Source organism: Rivularia sp. PCC 7116 (assembly GCF_000316665.1).
In the GTDB taxonomy this organism is placed as follows: domain Bacteria; phylum Cyanobacteriota; class Cyanobacteriia; order Cyanobacteriales; family Nostocaceae; genus Rivularia.
On sequence record NC_019678.1, the window covers coordinates 913,649 to 938,832 of the forward strand.

Sequence of the window (25,184 nt, forward strand, 5' to 3'; positions counted from 1 at the left end):
AACAACTAACTACTAATGAACGAAAAAATGATTTTCCGCAACCGCGTGGTTGATAAGAAGCAACTAAGAAAGCTGATTGCGTGGGGTTTCACTCATTACGGTACGGCTCGAACTGCTGTAATGGCGGATAAGTTAAAAGATTTGGGTTTTCGTTATGCTACCAAGGCTGGTGTTTCTATTAGCGTTGATGACCTAATGGTTCCACCGTCGAAACGTTCTTTGCTAGACGCTGCCGAAGAAGAAATTCGCGCTACTGAAAAGCGGTACCAGCGTGGAGAGATTACTGAGGTAGAACGTTTTCAGAAGGTAATTGATACTTGGAACGGTACTTCTGAAGCTCTTAAAGATGAGGTGGTAAGTCACTTTAAAAGCAATAATCCCCTTAACTCGGTATACATGATGGCATTTAGTGGTGCTAGGGGTAATATTTCCCAGGTACGTCAGTTGGTGGGAATGCGGGGATTAATGGCAGATCCACAAGGGGAAATTATTGACTTACCAATTAAAACTAATTTCCGCGAAGGACTGACGGTAACTGAATACATCATCTCTTCTTACGGTGCCCGTAAAGGATTGGTGGATACTGCACTGCGAACTGCTGATAGTGGTTATCTTACCAGACGTTTGGTGGATGTATCCCAAGATGTGATTATCCGCGAAACTGACTGCGGTACTTCTCGCGGTATTCCTGTTGTGGCGATGATGGAAGGGAATAAAACTTTAATTCCTCTTTCCAGTCGTCTTTTAGGAAGAGCAGTTAACGAAGATGTGGTGCATCCCAAAACTGGTGAAGTACTTGCAACTCGCAATACCCCGATTACTGAAGAACTTGCAGACGAGATTGAAGCCTCCGGTGTTACAAAGGTAGAAGTTCGTTCTCCCCTAACTTGTGAAGCCGCACGTAGTGTCTGCCAGCATTGTTACGGCTGGAGTTTAGCACATGCCAAGATGGTGGATTTGGGTGAAGCAGTAGGTATTATTGCCGCTCAAAGTATTGGGGAACCAGGTACTCAGCTAACCATGCGTACCTTCCACACTGGGGGTGTATTTACCGGGGAAGTCGCGCAACAAGTACGAGCTAAAGCCGATGGTACGGTTCGTTTTAAAGGCAAATTCCGCACCAGACCTTTCCGTACCCGTCACGGTGAAGATGCTTTGTTTGTAGAAACCAATGGAACTTTAGTTCTGGAACCGAGCGGCAGTCCCAAGTCATCTGGGATGGAAATTGGGGTAACTAAAGGTTCAACTTTATATGTAAATAATGGCTCGAAGATTAAGCAGGGTCAATTATTAGCAGAAGTCGCCTTGGGTGCAAGAACTACAAGAATTAACACTGAAAAGGCTGTAAAAGATGTAGCTTCTGATATTGCCGGACAAGTCCGGTTTGCCGATGTCGTTGCAGAACAAAAAACTGACCGTCAAGGGAATACTACTACTACGGCAGTAAGAGGCGGTTTGATTTGGATTTTGTCGGGAGAAGTATATAATTTACCTCCTGGAGCCGAATTGGTAGTTGAAAACGGCGACAAAATTCAAACTAACGGTGTAATTGCCGAAACCAAGTTGACCTCTCAACATGGCGGTGGCGTGCGCTTACCAGAAGCAACTCCTGGTAAAAGTACTCGGGAAATCGAAATAATGACAGCTTCGATTGTTTTGGATAGAGCCGCCGTTACCGTCCAAAGTTCTCAAGGGCGGAATAACTATTTAATTACTACTGCAAACAATCAAGTCTTTAATTTGAGAGCCACTCCCGGCACAAAAGTACAAAACTCTCAAGTTGTAGCAGAATTAATAGACGATCGCTATCGTACCAATACTGGAGGATTGCTGAAATTCTCCGGAGTTGAAGTACAGAAGAAAGGTAAGGCAAAACAAGGTTATGAAGTGGTGCAGGGAGGTACCTTATTATGGATACCCGAAGAAACCCACGAAGTTAATAAAGATATCTCCTTGTTAATCGTCGAAGACGGTCAATTTGTGAATGCTGGTGATGAAGTTGTTAAAGACATCTTCTGTCAAAATAGCGGTGTTGTTGAAGTCACTCAGAAAAACGATATTTTACGAGAAGTCGTAGTTAAACCGGGCGAACTGCTAATGGTTGACGATCCAGAAGCAGTGATGAGTAAAGACGGGACTTTTGTGCAAGCCGGTGAAGAATTTTTGGGTACAACCTTTACAGAGCTACGCTATATCGAATACGTAGAGACACCAGAAGGTCCAGCAGTATTAAGTCGTCCTGTAGTTGAATTTCCCATACCAACCGACCCAGAAGTACCATCTACTACTTCGGGTACTGATGAAAATGGGCGTTCCATCCAGTTAAAAGCAGTACAAAAAATATCTTATAAAGACTCAGAGCGCATCAAGTCTGTAGAAGGTGTAGAACTGCTGCGAACCCAGTTGGTGTTAGAAATTGAGCAAGAAGGTGATGAACATACTACTTCTCCCCTTGCAGCAGATATCGAATTGGTCGCTGATGAAAACGACCCAGAAATTCAACGCTTGCAATTGGTAATTTTAGAATCTTTGGTGATTCGTCGCGATATTGCTGCTGATGCGACTCAGGGAAGTACCAATACCAATCTGGAAGTCGTTGACGGACAAACCATAGAACCTGGTGCTGTAGTATCCCGTACCCAAATCTTGTGTAAAGAAGGAGGTACAATTCAAGGCGTGAAGGTGGGAACTGATGCACCTCGTCGCTGCTTGATATTAAGAACCGGCGATACCTTTACTATTAATTTGAATCAAGCTCCTACCTGTAAAGTTGGCGACTTGTTAGTTGAAGGTGCTGAAATTGCTCCTGGAATATTCGCAGAACTTTCCGGACAAGTAGTTGATGCAGGTACCGGTAGTAGGGCAATTAACGCCAGTAATAGTGAGGAAGAGGGAAGTATAGTACCAGCAGGAGAATCTTCTCACTATCTTACCTTGCGGATGGGTCGCCCCTATCGAGTCAGCCCTGGTGCCATACTGCAAGTAGATGATACCGATTTGGTACAGCGTGGTGACAACTTAGTATTGTTAGTATTTGAACGCGCCAAAACCGGTGATATCATTCAAGGTTTGCCTCGAATTGAAGAACTGCTTGAAGCTCGTAAACCCAAAGAAGGCTGTATTTTGGCTCGCAGAACTGGAGAAGTTAAACCAGTTTATGGCGACGGTGACGAGGCGATCGCCATTAAAATTCTGGAAGCAGGGGGTGTAGTCACCGATTATTCTCTCGGCCCAGGACAAAATATGGTAGTTTCTGAAGGGCAAACGGTAGAAACCGGACAACCGCTAACAGATGGGCCATCTAACCCTCATGAAATATTGGAAGTATTCTTTAACCAAGGTTCCGATGAAGGGGTTTACGCTTGTGCCAGCCACGCTTTGCAAAAAGTACAGAGCTTCTTGGTGAATGAAGTACAGTCGGTATACCAATCTCAGGGAATTGACATTGCGGACAAGCATATTGAAGTAATTGTACGTCAGATGACCTCCAAAGTCCGAGTAGATGACGGCGGCGATACGACAATGCTACCTGGAGAATTGGTGGAACTGCGTCAAATCGAACAGGTAAATGAAGCGATGTCCATTACTGGTGGTGCCAAGGCTCAGTATACGCCAGTATTATTAGGGATAACTAAAGCATCATTGAATACAGATAGTTTCATCTCAGCCGCATCCTTCCAGGAAACAACTCGCGTTCTTACCGAAGCAGCAATCGAAGGAAAGTCCGACTGGTTGCGTGGTTTGAAAGAAAATGTGATTATTGGACGATTAATTCCTGCGGGTACTGGATTCAATGCTTATGAAGAGATGGGTATAGTTGATGACTATGCTGGCGACATGAGCAACAGCGTCTTGGATGAAGTCGATGACCCATTAGATATGGTCTTAGACGATCGTACAGCCCGCAGTTATAATTTGGATTCTCCAACAATGACTCCAGATTTTGGAAACAGAACTGCTTCACCATCAATATTAGATGATACTAATGAATTGATGGGCAGTAGCTTACCAGTAACTGCCGACAGCGAAGCTATTAAGGATTTAAATCCAATACAAGACGATAATGATTTAAATCAAGTCAGCAACGATAGTGTCTTGGAAGACTTAAAAGAATTTGGATTAGACACCAACTTCTCACCCGATACCGATTTCTCATCAGATGACGAATAAAACCTAATTCATCTTGATAAGAATAAGATTAATCAGTAAATCCCAGCTAATCTGGGATTTTTTTTGATTTAATTTGTTGCTAAAACTTGTAATTCAACTTGTTGAGGAGAATAATCGGAACCGAGCTTTTGGGCACAAAAACCGACATCCCGTACCTTTTGGGGCTGTATAGTTTTTCCCCAATCCAAAGGAGTTGCGGTATATATACCTTTGAATTCTTTGAAATTAGCATTCCAAGAATTTTTTATTTTAGCTTGGTTCATATTGAATTTAAGCTGCCAATTTTGAACTGATTGGTTGGTATTATTAATTATTTTCATGCTAGTACAAAAACCCGTTTGCCAATCGGAATAAACTTCAGTAGTAACTCGTAATCCTGCTTCGGCTACAATTGCGGCATTAGTATCTGGAATTCGCGCTTGCGGTTTTTGTGGTTGTGCAACTGTTGCCGGAGCCATGCGAGGTAATTTAACTGGAAGTAGTTGAGAAATTAATTGTTGTTTGGGTATATCAACACTTTTCCAATCATCCAAGAGAACACCTCCCGTATCTTCACTATTGGGATTCCAACTCCAAACAGCGAAACTTAGTTTTTTCTTCTTAATATATTTAATTAACTTACTAAACCAAATAGCTTCTTTCTCATCAATTAAACGCCCGCCAAATTCTCCGATCAAAATAGGAGCGCGATTTTGACTGGAAATATAATGAAAGCCTATTTGCCAGCGATCGAGGAGATTTTGGGGAAATTTCTTGTCAGAGAAATAAGGCATGTCATACACCCCAGTTCCGTACTCATGAGGAGAATAAACTAGCTTATTTCGCTGTGATAAACGTACCGGATAGCGCAATACACCTTCTAAATTACCTCCTTGCCAATGGTGAGCTAATTTTTGTCCCGGAACATTATTTTCTACTCCTTCAACAACAATTAACCAATTAGGATTTATCTTACCAATGGCATTACCTGCGCGTTCTGCGGCTAACCTCCAATCGGTAGCTAAATCGTTGGTACCCCAACTAGCTTTACCATGAGGTTCATTTTTTAAATCTGCACCGATGATGTTGGTTTGATTTTTATATCTTTGAGCTAACTGCAACCAGGTATTTATCCAATCTGCTTCGGAATAGCCATCTCCATACCATAATTCTGGAATCCGCTTATTATTGAGACGATGGGAGTCCAACAAAATCAATAATCCTTGACGTTGTGCTTCCTCAACGACTGCATCCATTACTTCTATAGGGGTTTTACCTTCGAGTTCTCGATTGCTACCAATAGTGAAATCAACGCCACTAATTTCAGATGAGCGCAGTGTTTCTACAGAATATGGCAGACGAATCATGTTGTAACCCAAGCTCCTGATTTGGGCGAGCATCTCCTTATAATCTCGCTTCCATAAACCGTGGGGAGTATGGGTTTCTGTTTCCATACCAAACCAGTTGACTCCTTGGAGTAATACCCTAGCTCCTTTGGCATCAATAATTTTTGCTCCACGAGTTGAAAGTGGTAACTGCATAGTCGTTGCTGCTCTAGCCAGATTGACTTGTCCAGATAACGTGTTAATAAAATTACTATTCAAGCAAAATAATAAGCTGATAAGAAATATCAGTATTTTCTTGTAGGATTTGATTTGTGAAAATTTATTTTTTTTAAATCTTTTTTTCTTTTTATAAAAATATTTTCGATAAAACATTTCAAGGAAGATTATCCGCCATTGTTGAAAGATATTATCTAAAAATAAAAAATTATAATTACGCATAATTACTGATGCCTATTTTAGTCTAAATGCTGTATTGCTTTGATAATCAATGATATTGACTGAGATATTGTTTAGCATACTGATGCTAGAAACAACGAAACAAGTCTCTATTTTATGAAACCAAAAATTTTATAAAAATCAATCCCAAAAGGTGATTAAGAAAACAAATAAGCTAACACTTTAGATAGATATTTGTCATATTCAAATTATTACTTAAGTATAAGAGAAATTTAACAATATTTTTTGAGGATAGGCCAAAACATAGGATTGATAAGAATAAATGTGCTTTTGTATCGCGAACTCAGAATATCTAGTTTATTAAAAATTTATTAAAACAGACAATTTCTTTATCTTTAAAGCCTTGTGACCTAGGTATTTAACGAATAAATTAGAAATGAATAAAGCAAACAATCAACTGCTGCCTTAATTGCTTTAAAGCGAAACAAATAAATGCAGCAAGTGAATCCATCTGCCGTTTTTGATTCAATAACTGAACTTTTAAATATGTCTCTATCTGCTTTAACCAAATTTATTTTGCCTCCAGTTTTAGCTTCTGCGGCTGTTTTTTCGGCTATGACAGTACCGCTAGCTTTAATAGGGGATAAACAAATTAATATAAACTTTCAAGAAGAAACACTTTTCTTCGGTAAACTAAGAGATGTTGCTTTGCCTTATGTAGTAGTGGCGACTGGACTGAGTTTAGGGGCTGGAATTTCAGCTATTGCTATTAGTGGATGGCGTAAATCTTCTCGTAAATCAACAGAGATCGAAGGGCAAATATCGCAATTAGAACAGCAATTACAGCAGAAAGAGGAATTACTTAAAGAATTTAAACTTTCAGAAACTCGACTGCAAGTTTCTGGATTGAATAATTTCTTGGATGAACAAGCGTCATCGACCGCAAGCAAAGGTTATCCGACTTTAAACCCTAGAAGCCTATCTCAACAATTTACAGAGCAAACTGTATCCCCAACATATCAAAAACCAGTAGAAAATTATTCGCAACAGCAGCCTGAAGCTAACATCAAAGATACAACTTCAGCAAATGCAGCATCTGCATTTGCTTCTGCCCAAAACTTTCTTGGATACGCTCAATCAAATAATAATATCAAGAAGGAAATTGCTCACATATCTCAAAAAAATCAAACCAGTATAAAGCCAGCAGAATTTGAGCAATTACAAGCACAACTTAGAGATATGATGCTACAAATGCAAGCAATGCAGAATAACCTTGCGCCAACTTCTGAACCTATAAATACTGTTAGCAAGCAAGAAGAGGAAAAGATTAGTATTCATTACGATACTTACAAACCTCAGCAAGTTCAATTGGGTTAAAAAGTACTAACTTAAGCGCTCGATAGAGTAATTTTTCCATTAGGTGAGGTGCAGATGAATTTAACACACTCCCCATGAATGGAACATGCTGTAATAAAGGTTTAGATACTTTTCACCCCAAATAACTTATTAAAAGTATCTAAATCCTAAAATAATAAAATATTTTTTCGTAGCAGTAATTTATGAATCACTGCTACTTTTAACTTTTTTAATAAGTAAGTGCTTTTTTTATCGAGTGCAATAGACATCTTGCAGCATTCTCAAGACTGCCTGGGAATAAATTATTAGCCTAAAAATAAAGTCAGATAAATTTCACATCTTGCACCCCAAGCTCAACAAGCGCCTTGGAATAAATTCCCAGGCTCACAAACAAAGTCTGATAAATCTGACCGGGAAAACATTTATGGTTTGAAGCCCCCGGATTCATCCGTGGATGTCAACTACGCGAAGTTGAAGCCCTTAAATTTCATTTATGGGGCATTAATTACGAATTACGAATTACGAATTACGAATTATGCTCACTGGGCAAGGTTTATAGTGCGTTTTAACGTACTTTGTATATTAGCCTTGAAATCAATTTCAAGGCGGATTTCTAGTTGTGAAAGTATCATTACTTCGTTTTACAATCTGAAAGAAACCCTTTTTCTGATAATGGTGCAAGATTTGAGATGAGTGTTAATCTCATCGAGTACTCAAGCGCGGCAATATCAAAAAATAGCCCGCTACCAAGGCGGGCTTTCTAAGCTTGTGCTAATTCACCTGAGTTCGGGATAAGCTCAAACTTTGTTATATGGTGACTTGAGTCTAATATATATAGACGTAATTACTTTGTTTGAGCCATTAATCAGCTGCTAAAAGTAGAACTAACTCCGTTAATTACCTTAAAAACTCCGAACTTGAAATAGGAATGTTAGTTTGGTGAGATTTGGCTAATGGAGGTAAAGTGACTGTGGAATCTTCCGATTGTGCTTTGAGTTGGTATCTAATCCCCCAGCCATCATTAAAATCTTCGGGTTCTGGACGAGGTGATGCTGTTTTGCCTATAGGTAAGCCTATAGAGCGATACTGGCTTGTTTGTACGTATTTTTCACCTTCATTCGTAAATCGAAGGGATTTTCCTTCCAGGTTTTGTTGAAAATTTTGGTTGTCTGAAGATGGTAGTTGAGCTACAGGATTGAAAGTCGCAATAAAAGTAACTTCATTTTCAGGGAGCAAATTTTTGTAATCTTTATTTAGCTGCCATACTTCTTGAAAATTACCGTTAGAAGCTACCTGCCAAAGATTTAAGTCAGCTTCCCATTTTCCCTGTTTGACTTCTACGATTTGGCGAGCCAAAATTGAACGGTTTATATTTTCATTATTATCATCAACGATCTGTTCTGCATTTGTAGTCGTAGTAGGTCGCAAATAGCGAACTGCTGTAATCGCAATGCGGCTAGATTCGGGTAAGTTTGTACTGCCGACAACCTTGTATAGTCCTTTGCCATCTTCTCTCTGTATGCCTTGTATTTCTAGCTGTACATTATTTTGCGATTTATTTGAGCAGCCAGAACCGGCTAATAAAACAATACTAGAAGCGATTACAGCCTGGATTGCTAAAGGTTTTTTAGTTAAAGGGCGAATTAAAAATCTTAAATGTTGCTGTTTCATAAAATTGGTGTTAATAAAAGCAGATTAAATCTGTAATTTCCGCATTTTTATTTATTTTGCCCAAAATTATGCTCAATTTGAGTAACTTTACGAACTCTTATTGTAATTTTACTGGCTTTGCAAAGTACGTATTATCCCGTCGATGATATGAATTTTTTTTGTTAAAGTGGCGACATTATACAACGCAAATATTTACTTATACATTAACTGGGGTAATGAAACCTAAAATACTAAAGGGTGAAAAACATATTTTGATCAAAGAATTCCACAAGTATAAACCTTGTAAGCTGTTCTGTGCCGCTTCGATCTCAATCTTAGGTACTTTTGGTGTCAGCAATAGTTCGCAAGCTCAAACAACATATCTTCAGCCACAAATTAATCGGACTTCGCATTCGCAAAAGTTGTTGAGAGTACCGGAATCTTCCATACCTAAAGGAAGAACAAAACTTCGATTGCAAGCAGTTCCGCCACCACCCAACATTTCTAATATTGGTGCTACTTTACCTACTCAAAAAATAGAACAGTATTTACCCCTAGATAATATAAAGCAGTTAGAGAATAATTTTATCCAGGAACAGATAAGTGGTAAAACTAAACGTTCGATTGAGCAATCCATAGCGATAAAGAGGGAAGAAAAAGCTATAGGTGGTCCGCGAACAGGGATTTACGAAGGTAGGTTAAGGAGCGCTCAAGCTGTTCCATTGCCAGCACCACCGGGCAGCAGTTTGGAATTTACTTCCCCTAACTTTAATTCCCAAACCACTGTGACTCCTTTGCCACCACTTCCGGGAACAAGTCCACAGCAAAAATTGGATGCAAATAATGCACCAACATTTAATCAATTACTAAATTCTAGAACTAGAAACTCTGGAATATACCCTAAATCTGTTGCGACTAATAATGCACCAACATTTGAACAAATGCTTGATGCTTACCGGATGAAACAACCGTCAGTTTCTGCAACTTCAACACCTACTTTTAATACGCTGCTTAACTCTCAAGGAGGAATGCGTCCGTCTACTCCTCTGACTCCACAGCAATATTCACCACCAGCACCGTTAAAAAGATCGCAGGCACCGCTTGTTCCCCAAAATGATAATCAATTGAACCCCTTGAGAACTAGTGCGGCTTTAAGAGAGCCATCTTTAAGGGTGGAAGGTGTTTATGTCACTCAAGGAGACGATACTTCCGCAAGAGCTAGACTTACCGGAGTTTATCCCCTTACTCCTCAAGTGTTGTTTGGTGGAACTTTAGATTTGACTAGTGAGGGTAGTTCATTTGATGATTCCCGACGAGAAGGTTTGAATATCAACGAACTGTATTTAGCAACATCTTTAACGGGATTACCTAATTTACGGTTTGCAGTTGGTCAGTTAGATTTAACCTCTTATTTTGACCGCAACAGTTTTGCTAAAGATGGAGCCAGCCAATTTTTTAATCCAGTCTTTCAAACGAATCCAGCCCTGGCATCGACAGGAATCGGTTCAAAGCCTGGACTATTAGTTAATTGGAGCGTGACCGATAATATAGATGCTAAAGCTGCTGTTTTCTCATCCTCTGATGCTTTGAGCGAATTTAGTTTGGATGCGTTCGCTGGTGAAATCGGAGTTCGTTACGGTAATGCGATTATTCGCGGTACTTACAGTACTGCAAGAGATGCCGGAAACCGCGATACTTTTCCTCAAAGCTTTCAAATTGATCGCGGGAATGGTGAGTTTGGAGTTTTGGAAGACGATCGCGAAGAAGCATACGGTATAAATGCTGAAGTTTTTATTCCTGAAATGAAATTAGGTCTATTCGGACGTTATGGTCGTTATGAAAATAGAGATTTAGGAGAAGGCGCGGATACGTATGTTTTCGGAGCTAGTTTCTTAGATTTATTTACCCCTGACGATAGATTGGGATTAGCTTATGGGCGGGCTTTATCAAACGAAGATGAGCGTGAAGGAAAGCAATTAGATGTATTAGAGCTTTACTACGATTTTCAGTTTCTTCCTAACTTAAGATTAGGTTTTTCCGTTCAGGGAAGAGACGACTTTAACGAAACAGTTCTTGGTGTGAGAGTTAAATCAGACTTTGATGTAACTCCAAGGGGGAGATTTGGTAGATGAATCACAAATCAAAATTTGACTGGTATTTGAACCTATTCTATAAAGCAAATTTATGGCAGGAAAAACGCAAAACACAAAGTAACATCATTGTCGGAATTACTTTATTACCTTTTCACTTATTTGTTTTTACTTGCCCCATAGTACTGGCAACTTTGAATAACATAGAACCAGTACAAGCTCAAAGTGCATCTGGAGCGACCAAACGGGGTTACAGTCTGCTGAAAAAAGGGTGGGTTGATGATGCCATTAAAGCCTTTAAACAAGCTTTGAGAAGAAATCCACAATCTTTGCAAGCCAAGCTGGGTTTAGCTATTGCTTATAACCGCGCCGGACAAATTGAAGAGGCATTTCAAGCTTATCAAGAAGTATTAGCGCAAGATCCTAAAAATCAAGCAGCCTTAAGAATTGTGGGGATGATGGGTACTTACCGTCCTGAATGGAATCAACCCGGTATAAAAGCTCTTAACACTTTGCTTGAATTGAATCCTGATGATTTACAAAGTCGTTATTATCGCGCTTTACTTTATTCCTATCAAGGTCAATTCAGTAAATCTATCGCCGACTTTCAAATAGTTTTGGCGAACAATCCCACCCCAGAAGCAGTAATTGGAGCGGCTCAAACCTATAGTTACAGCGGCGATTATCAAAAAGCCAAAGAACTATTTAATCGTTATAAAGCCAGTGGAAAACAAATAACAGATTATGCCGCTGTTGCTTATGCTCTTACCTTACGCAAAACTGGGAATGCTCAAGAAGCCATCGGAATTCTACAAAGACAGCTACAGCGCTCCGACAATTTAGACCAGTTATCTATCAATACTCGTGCCGAACTCTCACAAGCCTATATTGCCAATAAACAAGAAGCCGAAGCTTTAGCAGTATTAGAACCTTTAGAAAATAGAGAAGAGGCGATTTTACCTTTAGCTAGGGCGCTGAATGAAATTCGCAAAAATACAGATAATCCTTCCTTGGTAGAAAAAGTAGCTAATCTCTACCGTCAAGCTCTTGCGAACAATCCTAATCCTTCTAGCAGTTTGCTGCGGGAAATTGCTAATGTCTTTACTGGTTTACCCCAAGGAGAGGAAACAGCATTACAAATTTATAGACGTTTGGCTGCCACTTTACCAAACGATAAAAGTTTGATAGCGCGCCAAGTCGCTTTAGAATACAAACTCGGAATGGTTTCTAAGAGCGATTTAAATCGACGGTTAGCGACAACCTTGCAAAACTTACCTACTGATTCAGCGCAACTACAAAATTTAGCATTAGCATTAGCTGATATAGATGCTCCCTCTCCTCAACTTCTAAGTGCATATCAAAATATTCTGCAAACAGGAGTCAACGCACCGTTTTTGAACTTTCGCTTAGCCCAGATGTATTTGCAACTCGAAAATACAATTCAAGCCAGACAGGCTTTAGCTAATTATACGGCAACATCTCAAGGTGCCAGTGATATGGCTACACAGTTGCTTGCAGCGGAAATCGAAAGACGCGAAGGGAACTTGGAAGCCAGCGCCGAACGCTACTTTGCTATCCTTAATAACAATCCCAAGAACGATATAATTGATGGTGCTTTGCGCGGATTAGTAGGGGTAAGAGTCCAGCAGAAACGTTTTGACGAAGCTTTAGTAGTTTACGAGCAAGTTCTCAAACGTAATCCTCAAGATATTACCGCTCAGTTAGGACGTACCAGCGTTGCCTATCAAGCCAAACGCATTTCTAAAAACGAAGCTGAATCTGTTTTAGATAATTGGTTAGCAACTCAAAAAGCTACCAATACACCACCAGAACTATATAGCTTAGTAACACAGCTACCTACCGATCCCAACCGAGAAGCACTGTATAATTACTTAGTAGAAGTTGACCCTAGTAGTATAAGATTGCAGCAGCGCTTGCTTGAGTCAATAGCTCAACGAAATCGCGGTGAAGCCCGCTTGCGAATGAAACAATTGATTGCTAGCGCTCCAAATAACGCTAACTCACAACAGAGAGTAGCTTTGCTAGCTAAAGCAGTTGGAGATTTAGACATGGCTAGTAAAGCTTATGAGAATATTCTCAAACAGGAACCAGACGATATAGACGCTTTAGCTGCTTTGGGAGGAATTCGTTTCGAGCAAAGACGATTTGAATCCGCAGAACAAATTTATTCCACAGTGTTGGAACAAAATCCTCAAGATAAAGAAGCACGTCGCGCTTTAGCAGGTTTGAATGCGATTCTTGACAAACCATTAGCAGCGATGAAAGCCCTAGAACAGCTGCAAATCGAGCAAATTGCCAGCGGTGAAAGAAATCCCGAAATATCCAACCAGATGCAGCAAATACAAGAAGACTTCCTGCAAAGACGGGGTTTTCAACCACCTTGGGAAAGTTATGAGCGTCGGGGGAAAAGGTAATTGGTAATTGGTAATTGGTAATTTTGATTTAAACCGCTTGTGCTTTTGGTGTGAGTGGTTTTTTTATGGGGATGGGTAATTGTAATGGGTAATAAACAAGTTTATGTAATTAGTATTTTATTGTAGGGTGCTGTGACGCTATGAAAAGATTTGAACGTAGCGATAAGATTTATCCGCGTCACGCACCAACCAGTAATTGTGACAATAAAAACTCTTGCTATCGATAATAAAATCATTCTAAGGATAAAGTAAGAAAATATGACATTATCACCTCAGTTATCCTCCAACCTTAGTTTAGAAGAATTTTTAAAACTGCCTGAAACTAAGCCTCATAACGAATATATTGACGGTAAAATCTATCAAAAACCAATGCCACAGGGAGAACACAGTACCTTACAAAGTTTTTTGGTAACTAACATTAATAAAATTGGTCAACCACAAAAGTTGGCTTACGCATTTCCAGAATTACGCTGCACATTTTCTGGAAGGTCATTAGTCCCAGACATTGCTGTTTTTAAATGGTCGCGTATTCCTTTGCTTCCTAATGGGAGAATTGCCAATCAATTTGAAATTCCTCCCGATTGGACAATTGAAATTCTTTCTCCTAAACAATCTCCCAACCGAGTTATTCGTAACATCATATTTTCGATGCAAAATGGTACTAAATTAGGTTGGTTTCTTGACTCTGAAGATGAATCTATAATGGTTTTTCAACCCAATCAAGTACCGGAAATAAAACAAGGAAAAGATGTTTTCCCTGTATTGGATGTATTGGAAGGTTGGAATTTGTCGGTAGCGGATATTTTTGATTGTTTGAATTTTGGTTGAGAATTAAATACACTATGTACAAATCTTGTGGTATTTACACTTACGCGCTTTAGCTTACAAAGCACTCAATCAACCAGATAAAGCAAAAACTGACCTTGCTAATGCAGTTAAATTAGCGAAACCAAAATATGAAGAAAATCCTCAAGACTGGCAAAATACTTTAAATTTAGCTGTTTATTACTTAGCCTTTGATGATATTTCCACTGCAAAACAATTGTATGAATTCGCGATATCTCAAGATGTTTTACAAGGATATATCGACATGGCTATGCGCGATTTAGATGATTTTTTAACAGTTTTTCCCAATCATACAGAAGCACAAGCTATGCGAATGTTATTAGATGAACCTATCCCACTAATAACATTCTTTGAACCCAGATATGAATAGTAGCAATTGTTAATAGCACTCTCCGTCCTTACCTCCACTCTCCCTTTCATAGGGAGATCCAAGAAATAAAATGTCCCACCGTTTTACAAATATTCCGGTCAAAACCTAGATATACTGGGGTGTCGCCTTTCAGGCGACACCGACGGGGGACATTTTATTATCTGTAAGTGCCATAAAGAACACCTAGCGAAATCCTCATCCAAACAAATTTTCGATAAAGAATCAGTCATTTAGTTAAATATACGGACTACAAAGGGAATATTAATCAGAAGAAGTTTCTCAAATACAACAAAAGAGAATTTCTCCTAATTGGCAACAATTGATGCAAAATGTTCTCAAATATGAACTATCTGACAAAAATAGCCGCTATATGTATAATTTTGGCTTTAAATGGCTGTAGTTGGGGTGATTCAGCTAATAGTGTTGAAAAACCTGTGAAAAAATCTTGGCAATCATCAACTACGATATCGGTTGTTAATAACGATAGCGTTCGTTTTGTCTCGTCTCTCCCGGAATCGACTCCTAACCGAGAGTTATTAGTCGAAAGTTGGGACAGCTATCGTCGTCGGTTTATCCAAAGAGATGGAAGAGTAATCGATTACGAAGCTAGCGATCGCTCTACTAGTGAAGGGCAGGCTTATGCAATGCTAAGAGCGGTACTTATCGATGACTCTGCAACTTTTGCTCTAACTTTAAACTGGGGAGAAAATAATTTACGAAGACTTGAAGACGGTAAACCTGTAGATAATTTATGGGCTTGGAAGTGGGGGCGTAAATCTGATGGTAGCTGGGGTTCTATAGATAATAATTTTGCTAGCGACGGCGATATAGATGCGATTACTGCTTTGATATTGGCTTCAAGACGGTGGAATCGTCCGGAATACCTAGAATTAGCAAAAACAAAACTGCAAGATTTGTGGAAGTATTCAACTGTAGTCGGACAAGACAAACGCTATCTGCTACCTGGCCCCAAAGCTGCATTTGTTAAAGACTCATCGTCCATTATTCTTAATCCTTCATACTTTGCTCCTTACGCTTTCCGCTTGTTTGCTCAAGTTGACTCCGAACGAGATTGGTTGAGCTTGGTAGATAGTAGCTATGAAGTATTGGAAGATTCCAGACATATTAGTGCTGTAAATTTACCTAGTGATTGGGTTGTTCTAGATGCAAAAACGGGAAAATATCGACCTTTGCCTAACGATAGTCTGTTAAGCAGCGCATATAGCTTTGACGCATATCGGGTTTGGTGGAGAATCGCGCTTGATGCTAGTTGGTTTAATTCAACTCGGGCACGAAATTATCTGGAATCGTCTATCGGTCATCCACTCAAATTATGGTCAGAAAAATCAAGTATTCCAGCACGAATAAACCTCGAAGGTGAAGCTTTGGTAAACTACGAAGCTACTTCTCAATACGCCATGCTTTATGCAGCAAGTAGGCTGATACAACCATCATTGGCTGAAGAATTATTGGAGAAAAAGCTGCTACCCCGATACCAGCAAGAAGTCTGGGATGATAATGAAGCTTATTACACTCAGAATCTAGCTTGGTTAGGGCTGCTATCTCCATCAGCAATCTCTCCAAAACTTTTGCAAAGTAATTAAGAAGTTGTGGCATTTTTCTCCAATAAGCGAATAAAATAAATCAGCAATACTTAAGTAGCGAACAAATACTTAAATCCAGTTTTTTCAGTTACAAAATAAACATTTTTAAAACATTTTCATACTCGACTTACCTAATAATAAAAAAACTGTGTTATGAAGCATCTATTTAATTTCAAAGTCATTAATAAAGCATTTCTTATCTCTTTTTGTTTGCTATCGGCTTTGCCAACTGCACAAGCAGCTAGTCAAAATCAACTATCTAATTCTGAAGGGATTTTGGTAGCACGAGCTAGTAGAAGCTCCAAAACTGCTCAAACTAAATACAATGATAAATACATTTTAGAATTCAATCGCAGTCCGATAGTAGGCAATCGGATGCGTTTAAGAGGAGTCTATTCGGAAGGTCGTTTGGGTTTCACTCGCCCTCGTGGCTGGGATATAGGTACACTAAAAGCTGAGATTCGCTTTCAACATTCGCCAGCCTTGTTTGCTAATCGCTCTAATTTAACGGTGCTAGTCAACGATACAGCTGTAGGTAGTATTCCTTTAAATCGCAAACAGTCCCAAGTTGGTCGAGTACTGATAAACATCCCTCCAAAGCTGCTGCAAGAATATAACGAACTTAAAATTGTAGCTCAACAAAATAATACTTCTGGATGTAGCGACCCCAGCGACCCAACTTTATGGACGGAAATTTTACCAGACTCAAAATTAACTTTTAATTACAACCGCAAACCAATTCCCCTCAACTTCAGCAATTACCCCTATCCGTTCTTCGATAACCTGGATTTAGACACCAACCGTATCGTTTACTTGAAACCCCAAACTACTAATAAATCTTGGTTGGAGGGAGCAGCCCGTTTGCAAGCTTCGTTGGGGAGACAAGCAGAGTTCCGTCCGATAGAAACAGATTTAATTTCGGATATCTCTGATGTGTCAGACAATGAAAAATTAGTCATTATCGGTACTCCCGGCGAGCAACCTGCTTTAAAAGATTTGGATCTACCTCGTAAAATTGCAGGTTCTCAAATCTTAGATTCCAATCAGAACGTAATACCAGAAGACACGGGAGTATTAATCCTAACTACTACTAAAAAAGGTAAAGTCCCTGTCTTGGTTGCCACTGGAAATGGGCCAAAAGGAGTAGCTAAAGCTGCACAATTTTTAGCACAGCCTTCTTCGCGGAGAATGGGCACGGATCGAATTGTTTTTGTCAAAAAAATAGAAGAAGCTACTACACCAGGGAAAAGAGAATGGCCCCGTTATTTACCAGAGTCAAGTAACTTTGAACTGAGCGAGATTAAAACTCAATTTAACGGTGATGCTTTTAAAGATGTCAGCGTTCGTGGCTCTGCGGCTCCCCCAATTGAAATAGACTTCCGTGCTTTACCGGATGACAGATTTCTACGCGGTAGTTCGATGAATCTGGTTTACAGCTACGGACCACAAATGAATCCTAGAACCTCTGCTGTAGAAGTATTGCTGGATGGGGTTTTCATTGGTGGAGCGCGCCTAGATTCAGACCAAGGGGCAATGCGTAAAAACCTCAAAGTAGATTTACCGGCAAAATTGGTCAAGCCTGACTCTAAACTTCAAGTCTTTTTCCGGATGAATCCCAAAGAGCCGTTTGATAAAACTAACTGTATCAGCCCACCAGACCAACAGCTTACAGGTACCGTTCATTCCGACACCAGTTTTGATTTAAAACGGGAAAATTCCGTAGAGCTACCGAATCTTAAATTAATGCAGTATGGCTTCCCCTTTGCTGCACCTCAAGATTTATCTGAAACAGCAATTGTACTTCCACAAAAGCCTAGCAGTACGGATATATTGACAATGCTTGCTTTCAGCGAACGTTTGGGAAGATTGAGTCGTGCTGATGCGGTCAAGTTAGATGTATATACTCCGAATACCTTAACTCCCGAAGTACGTAAAAACGAACACTTAGTCGGGATTGGAACGCGAGATGAGTTCCCCTTACCCAATGTATTTAAATCTCCAGGCTTTAACTTAGCAAAATCATTCGGACGGGGTTCAGCCCAAGCAAGCGTTACAGTTCCCCAAGATACTCAGGGGATGATTAAACAGGTACTCAATGAGAATGGCGATCGCGTCGTACTAGCATTGACTGCTCAGACAGATTCGGGGTTAGAAAAAGTACAGCAGGTGTTAAAGAAAGACCCGTGGTTCTTCCAACTTAAGAAAGATACGGTATTGATCGGTAGCGATAAGAAAAACCCTGCACCTTACGATCCAGATGGCTATCAGCTAGCATTTTTTGATAATGCTCCTGAAACTCGTCGCATCGAAGATACTAACCTTTTGAGCAAAATGACGCGGATGCTTCAAGAAAACTGGCTGTTAGTACCTGCGGGTATTGTTGGTTTATCTCTGATACTGTACGGAATTGTTCAGTTGTATCTAAAGCGGGTTTCTACTGCTGACAGAAAGTAAGAACAAGGGGTAATAGGTAATCAATTAAGGTTTCCCTATTCCCCATTTCCCGCTCCCTTTTTAAAAACCGATTAATTACATCACCTTTACTTTAATAAAAGAAATTTAATAACTGCTATGTCTACCTCAGCTAGAAAATCTTCTAAAAAGCGCCAGCGCTTTAACCTCAGCAGATGGTTGATTGATTTAACACCCAACTTTTTTGATAGCACTTTAGAAAAAGTAGGAATAAAACATTTCAAGTGGCTAATTCTACTGCTATTGGTAATTTCAATACCGCTGATAATTACACCGTTAGAAGTTTGGCAACAAGGAGCCATAGCAGTATTTCTCATATTATTAAGTCAGCTAGTATTGGGAGCAGAAGAACAAGAATCTTCTACAGAAGTCGGTCAGTATTATCACCTGTTCATGGTGTGGCTGAGTCTGGTAACAACAATGCGATATTTATATTACCGTCTGAGCTATACGCTTAACTTTGATGGGTGGGTAAATAGCCTTGCTTGTTTGACTTTGTTAGGCGCGGAATTGTACGCGATTTTCACTTTAGTCTTGGCGTACTTTCAAACCTTAAAAATTAAAGAAAGAAAACCCGTTGATATTTCTACCATTCCCCAAGATGAATGGTTTGATGTTGATATTTACATTCCTACCTATAACGAAGATGTTGAGATTGTTCGTAAAACAGCATTAGCAGCTTTAGCTTGCGATTACGCTCCCGGCAAAAAGAAGGTTTATGTTCTTGATGATGGTCGTCCTGAAAAGTATCAAAAAGATGACCCACGTTACGAGACTTTCCGGGTTAGACGAGAAGAGTTACAGCAAATGTGTAAAGAACTCGGCTGTATCCATATGGGACGAGACAATAACGACCATGCTAAAGCTGGCAATATCAACACTGCATTTCATAAAACCGGTGGGGATTTAGTTTTAATTCTAGACTGCGACCACGTTCCATCCCGACAGTTTCTTCTGCATACAGTAGGTTTCTTTTACGACCCGAAAGTATCCTTTGTTCAAACTCCTCACTGGTTTTATAATCCCGATCCTTTTGAGCGAAACTTGCTTACCGACGGAAAAATCCCTGTAGGTAACGAACTATTTTATAAAGTACTGCAAAAAGGTAATGATTTTTGGAACGCATCTTTTTTCTGCGGTTCTGCTGCGGTAATTCGCAAAACCCACGCTTTAGAAGTTGGAGGAATTGCGGTCGAAACGGTAACAGAAGATTGTCATACAGCATTACGCTTACATTCCAAAGGTTACAAGTCGGTTTACTACGACAAAATCATGGTAGCGGGGTTAGCACCAGATACTTTCTCAGCTTATGTTGGTCAGCAAGTACGTTGGGCTAGGGGAATGGCTCAGATTCTCAGATTGGAAAACCCATTATTTAATCCCAAGCTGAATTTAAATTTTGCTCAACGAATTTGTTACTTAAGCGCAACTTCCCACTTCTTATACGGTTATCCCCGGCTGGTATACGCAATCATTCCTACCTTGTTCTTATTGTTCGGGGTTAATCCCATCCAAGGTTTGGGTTTAGAAACTTTAGCATATGCTTTACCGCATATTCTCCTTTCCCTAGCTACCAACCACATTATTTACAAACACGTCCGCTTTTCCTTCTGGAACGAGATTTTTGAATTCGTAATGTCATTCCAAGCAGGTTGGGTAACACTCTTAGCATTGATTAATCCTAAAATGGGTTCTTTCAACGTTACCGATAAAGGGATAAACGTTACCAAACGTACCTTTGACTGGGCATCAATGCGGGGTTTGATAATAGTAACGTTATTAGTAGTCAGTTCCTTACTAGCGGTTCCTTACTGGTTGCTATTAAGACCGGAAGATACAGAAGCAGTGCTAGTTAACACCCTATGGTCAGGCTTTAACTTGATTCTCCTATCAGCAGCTTTACTTGTAGGATTTGAACAACCACAAATTCGTACCGCTCACCGCTTGCAAAGACAACTCCCGGTGGTAATTTCTAGCGAAGAGCAAACCATCATGGGAGAAACCATAAACATTTCCGAAACTGGTGCTTTGATATCTTTAGAATCATGGTCAAATTTACCAGATGAAGTACAAGTCGAAGTGATGGGAGATTTTGATGCTCGTGTTTTGATGACTGCGAGAGTTGTACGAGTTACTCCTGTAAATGAAACGGAAACTCATTTGGGAGTAGATTTTGTTAATGTTACTCGTACTCAGATGGATGATTTATCCTTAGTGATGTATTCCGACGTTAAAGAATGGTACTCTCAAAATCGAGAAAATGCTGACAAACCAATTGCTTCTCTCGGTTTCTTAGCCACCAGCATTACCCGTTCTCTACGCGAATTAAAACCAACTACCACTAAAAAAATACGCAAGCAGGTACATACCACCGCTCAACTTTACTGGGATGGTCATTTCTTCAGTGGAGTTGCGACTGAATTAGGAATTACAGGTTTACGGTTGGAATTGGATAGTAAAAAATCTTTATCAAACGATGATAGACTGCTTGGAAAAAAAGATTTAGAAACAATGCAGCACGTAAAACCGCTGGTTGGTTTACTATTAACTCAAGGTGAAAATGCTTCACCCACCCGATTTGTAGCTGAAATCAATATAGTTGAAGAAGAGCGCGGTAAAGTTGCAATAGAGCTTACTTTCCCTGAAAAATTCCGTAACAGACAGTCTCCAAAAATCAAACAGTTTTTAAGAAATAATTCAGGTGATAATTTTAATAAAAATAGCGTTGCTGCTTGAGCCTTTAATTCCAACCCTAAATAAATTGTAGAAATTTAAATACCTATAAACTCGGTTTTTTGAAAAAGCCGGGTTTTTAGTTGTTTTTTTAGTTGTTCTATTAACCTTTTTCCTTATTCCCTAGACACGACAGTTCAAGCCTAAATATAAAACCTAAAATTTACAATCAATCCAATTTACAATTCACTAGGCTTTTGACTGCTGTATTTTCCACAGATAGCTAGAAACTATATTAGTTACAATATGAGCGACAATAGGCACCAATAAATTACCGCTGAAGAAAGCACTGTAACCCAAAATAATTCCAATAATAGTTGCCCAAACGACATAAGCCCATTGTCCAGAACCGCTCAGATGTAAAACGCCGAAGCAAATACTTGATACGATCACAGCTAAATGATCCATTCCAAAAGCTGGAAGCATGACTCCCCGAAATAGTAATTCTTCACTCAAGCCTGGTAGCAGCCCCAGCCAAATTAAATCGGGGAAGGCTAAAGGTTTTAATACTATTTCTAAATAATAGTTGGCACTTTGACGGTACAAAGGTAAAAACTGATAAGCTAAACTGCTTAAAATGGTAATAGTTAAACCTAAAGCTACTCCGATCAATAATTCCTGTTGATGCCAACGCCAAGACATCAAAGAAAAATTACCTAACTGTAACCATAGTTTGGCAATTATCCATAAAATAATAGCTGTCACTCCCATTGCCATCAGCACTTGGGTACGTGTCAGGTATGGGATTTCTGGCTCGTGCTTTTGCTGTTGCGTCATTCAATTTTGGATTTTGAATTGTATATTTTAGATTGACTTTATGTCTAAGCGCTGCTTCACAAATTACATTTAACATCTAAATTAACGACTGTAAAGAAAATATTGTAGAACTTAAAGCAGATGGATTGATACCTGCTTTACGAGCTGCTAATATCCCTATGGCTTCCAAGTAGGAGTTAGCTGATATTGTTTTCATCCCCAAGGCATGAGGAAAAACCTGCATCTGAGTTTGATTTTCCTCTACAGTAATTATTTGAGTGTTTCTTCGACTCAAACTTAGTAAAGCACTGCTACCACAAGCATTAGCAGGTACTACCACTGCGTCAACTTGATTTACCCATATATCGTTATTCCTAGAAAAACCTTCGCATTCCCTGTTAACAAATTGGGGTGCGCGACTTAACCCCACAAGTACGCTTGGTAAAAAAGTATAGCCTATTTCCTCCGCAGCAGAACGCGGTGATAAATTTGCGTCTAAAGGTGGTGGAGAAAATATTGGAGAATGAGCGCAGGGAATCTGAAATTCTCGCACTATCAAATGACTAATTACTGCTTCGGCACCGGCGATTGGATCTACTCCTTTCCCTTCACGGTAGTTTTGCTCCGCTTCTCGATCAATGTAATCGGGAAAACGGGCAACAACTGCGATCGCGTTAGCATCTGCTTTATTTATCAACACTTCCGCTGCTCTTAGTAAGCTATCGGGATTGCCTATAGTTCCCCAACTTGCACCGGATTCAGCAGAGCGTAATTCTACATTTAAGGGAGCGTCGGTAACTACATAATCAGTTAAATTTAATCCTAGCGTTGCTCTACCTGCATCTGTGGCTTGAATATTTCTCAAACGTAAATCCGGCTCAATTCCTTGGTCAAAAATCAAACCAATTTTATTTTGATGTACTGGCTGTAAACCCCAATATCCCTGACAAAACTGGTCAATACCATAACCTTCAACATACAAAGCATTAGGTAGATTCCAGTACAACATTGCACCATTGAGGACATTAGGATGAGTTATCAAAACATCGCAAACCTCAGCCATAGCTTTAGCGACGGGTAAAGCATCACCAGCGTAACCCCCGATGGCTGCTCCAACACCAGTTGGAATAATTAAAATAGCAGTATATGGACGCATTTATTCAGTTACGAATTTTCAACGAACAATCTTCACCCTTAGGGTGTGGATCGTCAATTATCAATATTTGAGCATAAATAATATGGGAACAATAGCAGAATTTTTGCAAGTTAGTCCATCTTTAGTATAAGTATTAACAAAGCATCCCGATTTTACAGATTTTTATTTGGGAGACGAGTATTGGAATGACTTGAGCGATAGACAATTAAAGAAACTTAAAATTATTTCAAATAAGATCTATTTGATAATCACAAAAGGTGCAGACAAAACATTAAACAGAATCTGACTATATTTATTATGATGCGCTAGTTGATTCTTATAAAGATGCTGCAACACATGGTAACGCTATGTTGCTATGGTTAAATTGAATGATTTAACTAAACTCCCTGAGATAAAATTCCTAATATATTCGCAATTTCTTTAATATAGTAATTGTTCAAATCAATAAATAAATTGCTAGCTTCTAGCTTGAGAAACTTCCAAATATCACCTGTGGTTACTGCTCCATAGATAGTTTGAATATCATTATCTCGCTGCTGGTTAAATATTTGTGCAGCTAACATTGCACCAGCACACTGCCCCAATCCATTTTTTATATTTTCGTTTTTAGCTTCAATGATAATTATAGCGGGTGCATTAATTAATAGTTGTTCCTTAGAGCGACTAATTATAAAATCACAATAACCATTTAAGCCTTTTTCGACATCAACATCGAAATTACTCCCCGAGAATAAACTTATCTGATAATTAGCTCTACGCCTAATTTCTAATAAAATGGGCAAAATAATCATTTCCGAACGTGCTTTTTCTGTATTAATAGCTAAAGCGAGTTCAGCAGTCTCTTTCAAATCATCTTTTAGTTTATCACTAGCTTCCAAAGGTTCAATATTAGCAAATAAATCAGCTTCTTCTTCTATATAAATATCAAAGCTATTTTTAAACCTAGTAAGGGTTAAATCGCTGTAAGCCATTGTTTAATTATGTTTTACTAAAATATTTTCTCTACAGCAATCCTAAATTATTTAATAACAATTCATAAACCCGATTTTTCAAGAAACTGGGTTTCTAACTGTTTAAATTTTTACCGATCGTATAGTAATTAGTTTTTCTGTTTCGTCACAACCGCTTCTAAAACCACTTTCCCTTTCTCAGAATCAATAGCAGTAATGGCCCAACGTAAAGGCTTACCATATTTGAGTAATTCAGATTCTACAGCTTTGTGTAAATCAATCGTGTTTTCTTGTAAATCAATTTCTACACTAACAAAATCAGTTATCATAATATTTACTTCTCTTCACTGTTAACCGTTAACGATTAACCGTAATTCAATAACGGCTAATCGTTAACTAAAATTAACAACTAATCCTTACCAAACTGCTTTTCATAAACAATATCTTCTTGTTCGGTTTCAATTTTCAAATCAGAGCGAGGATAAGCGACACAAAGCAGTGCAAAACCTTGATTCTGTAAATCTGGATTTACTCCCATACCGTCGCTTTGGTCTACACTACCACCATTAATGATTTTACCGGCACAAGTAGTACAAACACCAGCATTACATGAAGAAGGTAACTCTAAACCCGCTTCCTCAGCAGCAGATAGAATCGTTTTGTCTTCAGGTACCTGTAAAGTATGCGTTTTACCCTGATGGATGAATTCAACGGTATAAGTTGTAGTCATATACAATATATGGTGTGCGTCCGTATAATACTGAATATTTTATATTATTAATAAGCCCACAATTCAACTAGTAAGCAATATATAATAATTATTTTCAATTAGATTAAAATTTCCGAATTGGCTGTAGAGTGATAATAAATAAGAA

Annotated in this window: 16 protein-coding genes; 9 read left to right on the forward strand and 7 right to left on the reverse strand. The window is 39.2% G+C overall.

The annotated features are described in order from the left end of the window. The first annotated feature begins 15 nt into the window (after positions 1–15). Entirely contained in the window at positions 16–4,170 is a 4,155-nt protein-coding gene (locus tag RIV7116_RS03490) for a DNA-directed RNA polymerase subunit beta' (protein ID WP_015116887.1), read from the forward strand. A gap of 68 nt (positions 4,171–4,238) precedes the next feature. On the opposite strand, the gene RIV7116_RS03495 is transcribed toward RIV7116_RS03490, so the two are convergent. After that, on the reverse strand, positions 4,239–5,933 hold the full coding sequence (locus RIV7116_RS03495; protein ID WP_015116888.1) for a cellulase family glycosylhydrolase: 1,695 nt from the start codon (positions 5,931–5,933) through the stop codon (positions 4,239–4,241). A 450-nt stretch (positions 5,934–6,383) separates the two neighbouring features. Between RIV7116_RS03495 and RIV7116_RS03500 the strand changes: the two genes are divergently transcribed. Further along, positions 6,384–7,268 (forward strand): hypothetical protein, encoded by an 885-nt coding sequence (locus RIV7116_RS03500; RefSeq protein ID WP_015116889.1) that lies wholly within the window; start codon positions 6,384–6,386, stop codon positions 7,266–7,268. Positions 7,269–8,144: 876 nt separating this feature from the next. On the opposite strand, the gene RIV7116_RS03505 is transcribed toward RIV7116_RS03500, so the two are convergent. Further along, positions 8,145–8,918, reverse strand: a complete 774-nt coding sequence (locus RIV7116_RS03505) for a hypothetical protein (protein ID WP_015116890.1) — start codon at positions 8,916–8,918, stop codon at positions 8,145–8,147. A 215-nt stretch (positions 8,919–9,133) separates the two neighbouring features. Between RIV7116_RS03505 and RIV7116_RS03510 the strand changes: the two genes are divergently transcribed. From RIV7116_RS03510 to bcsA, 7 genes are all read left to right on the forward strand, one after another. Next, complete coding sequence (locus RIV7116_RS03510) at positions 9,134–11,029, forward strand: carbohydrate porin (protein ID WP_015116891.1); 1,896 nt, start codon at positions 9,134–9,136, stop codon at positions 11,027–11,029. After that, positions 11,026–13,422 carry a tetratricopeptide repeat protein gene (locus tag RIV7116_RS03515; RefSeq protein WP_015116892.1) on the forward strand — a complete coding sequence of 799 codons (2,397 nt, stop codon included), beginning with the start codon at positions 11,026–11,028 and terminating at the stop codon, positions 13,420–13,422. The genes RIV7116_RS03510 and RIV7116_RS03515 overlap by 4 nt, the downstream gene beginning before the upstream one ends. A gap of 258 nt (positions 13,423–13,680) precedes the next feature. Then, positions 13,681–14,250, forward strand: coding sequence for a Uma2 family endonuclease (locus RIV7116_RS03520; protein WP_015116893.1), 570 nt, complete (start codon positions 13,681–13,683; stop codon positions 14,248–14,250). A 25-nt stretch (positions 14,251–14,275) separates the two neighbouring features. Next, entirely contained in the window at positions 14,276–14,638 is a 363-nt protein-coding gene (locus tag RIV7116_RS03525; RefSeq protein ID WP_044290738.1) for a hypothetical protein, read from the forward strand. 341 nt (positions 14,639–14,979) lie between these two features. Next, positions 14,980–16,242: a glycosyl hydrolase family 8 gene (locus tag RIV7116_RS03530; protein WP_015116894.1), complete on the forward strand. Its 1,263-nt coding sequence runs from the start codon at positions 14,980–14,982 to the stop codon at positions 16,240–16,242. A 153-nt stretch (positions 16,243–16,395) separates the two neighbouring features. Then, positions 16,396–18,696 (forward strand): cellulose biosynthesis cyclic di-GMP-binding regulatory protein BcsB, encoded by a 2,301-nt coding sequence (locus RIV7116_RS03535; protein WP_015116895.1) that lies wholly within the window; start codon positions 16,396–16,398, stop codon positions 18,694–18,696. Positions 18,697–18,813: 117 nt separating this feature from the next. After that, positions 18,814–21,450 (forward strand): UDP-forming cellulose synthase catalytic subunit, encoded by a 2,637-nt coding sequence (gene bcsA, locus RIV7116_RS03540; RefSeq protein ID WP_015116896.1) that lies wholly within the window; start codon positions 18,814–18,816, stop codon positions 21,448–21,450. A 186-nt stretch (positions 21,451–21,636) separates the two neighbouring features. Here bcsA and RIV7116_RS03545 read toward each other — a convergent pair whose 3' ends face one another. The 5 genes from RIV7116_RS03545 to RIV7116_RS03565 form a co-directional block, all read right to left on the reverse strand. Continuing rightward, positions 21,637–22,224, reverse strand: a complete 588-nt coding sequence (locus tag RIV7116_RS03545; protein ID WP_015116897.1) for a CPBP family intramembrane glutamic endopeptidase — start codon at positions 22,222–22,224, stop codon at positions 21,637–21,639. 76 nt (positions 22,225–22,300) lie between these two features. Beyond that, the gene (locus tag RIV7116_RS03550) at positions 22,301–23,359 is read right to left on the reverse strand and encodes a DUF3326 domain-containing protein (RefSeq protein ID WP_015116898.1); all 1,059 of its coding nucleotides are present in this window, start codon (positions 23,357–23,359) and stop codon (positions 22,301–22,303) included. A 377-nt stretch (positions 23,360–23,736) separates the two neighbouring features. Next, positions 23,737–24,330 carry a hypothetical protein gene (locus RIV7116_RS03555; RefSeq protein ID WP_015116899.1) on the reverse strand — a complete coding sequence of 198 codons (594 nt, stop codon included), beginning with the start codon at positions 24,328–24,330 and terminating at the stop codon, positions 23,737–23,739. A 128-nt stretch (positions 24,331–24,458) separates the two neighbouring features. After that, positions 24,459–24,638 carry a hypothetical protein gene (locus RIV7116_RS03560; RefSeq protein WP_015116900.1) on the reverse strand — a complete coding sequence of 60 codons (180 nt, stop codon included), beginning with the start codon at positions 24,636–24,638 and terminating at the stop codon, positions 24,459–24,461. A gap of 80 nt (positions 24,639–24,718) precedes the next feature. Continuing rightward, positions 24,719–25,039 carry a 2Fe-2S iron-sulfur cluster-binding protein gene (locus tag RIV7116_RS03565; protein ID WP_015116901.1) on the reverse strand — a complete coding sequence of 107 codons (321 nt, stop codon included), beginning with the start codon at positions 25,037–25,039 and terminating at the stop codon, positions 24,719–24,721. Between the last annotated feature and the right edge of the window lie 145 nt (positions 25,040–25,184).

Coding starts and splice junctions, on each gene's coding strand:
- RIV7116_RS03490 (WP_015116887.1), top strand. CDS start 16: ATGAACGAAAAAATGATTTTCCGCAACCGCGTGGTTGATAAGAAGCAA.
- RIV7116_RS03495 (WP_015116888.1), bottom strand. CDS start 5,933: ATGCGTAATTATAATTTTTTATTTTTAGATAATATCTTTCAACAATGG.
- RIV7116_RS03500 (WP_015116889.1), top strand. CDS start 6,384: ATGCAGCAAGTGAATCCATCTGCCGTTTTTGATTCAATAACTGAACTT.
- RIV7116_RS03505 (WP_015116890.1), bottom strand. CDS start 8,918: ATGAAACAGCAACATTTAAGATTTTTAATTCGCCCTTTAACTAAAAAA.
- RIV7116_RS03510 (WP_015116891.1), top strand. CDS start 9,134: ATGAAACCTAAAATACTAAAGGGTGAAAAACATATTTTGATCAAAGAA.
- RIV7116_RS03515 (WP_015116892.1), top strand. CDS start 11,026: ATGAATCACAAATCAAAATTTGACTGGTATTTGAACCTATTCTATAAA.
- RIV7116_RS03520 (WP_015116893.1), top strand. CDS start 13,681: ATGACATTATCACCTCAGTTATCCTCCAACCTTAGTTTAGAAGAATTT.
- RIV7116_RS03530 (WP_015116894.1), top strand. CDS start 14,980: ATGAACTATCTGACAAAAATAGCCGCTATATGTATAATTTTGGCTTTA.
- RIV7116_RS03535 (WP_015116895.1), top strand. CDS start 16,396: ATGAAGCATCTATTTAATTTCAAAGTCATTAATAAAGCATTTCTTATC.
- bcsA (WP_015116896.1), top strand. CDS start 18,814: ATGTCTACCTCAGCTAGAAAATCTTCTAAAAAGCGCCAGCGCTTTAAC.
- RIV7116_RS03545 (WP_015116897.1), bottom strand. CDS start 22,224: ATGACGCAACAGCAAAAGCACGAGCCAGAAATCCCATACCTGACACGT.
- RIV7116_RS03550 (WP_015116898.1), bottom strand. CDS start 23,359: ATGCGTCCATATACTGCTATTTTAATTATTCCAACTGGTGTTGGAGCA.
- RIV7116_RS03555 (WP_015116899.1), bottom strand. CDS start 24,330: ATGGCTTACAGCGATTTAACCCTTACTAGGTTTAAAAATAGCTTTGAT.
- RIV7116_RS03560 (WP_015116900.1), bottom strand. CDS start 24,638: ATGATAACTGATTTTGTTAGTGTAGAAATTGATTTACAAGAAAACACG.
- RIV7116_RS03565 (WP_015116901.1), bottom strand. CDS start 25,039: ATGACTACAACTTATACCGTTGAATTCATCCATCAGGGTAAAACGCAT.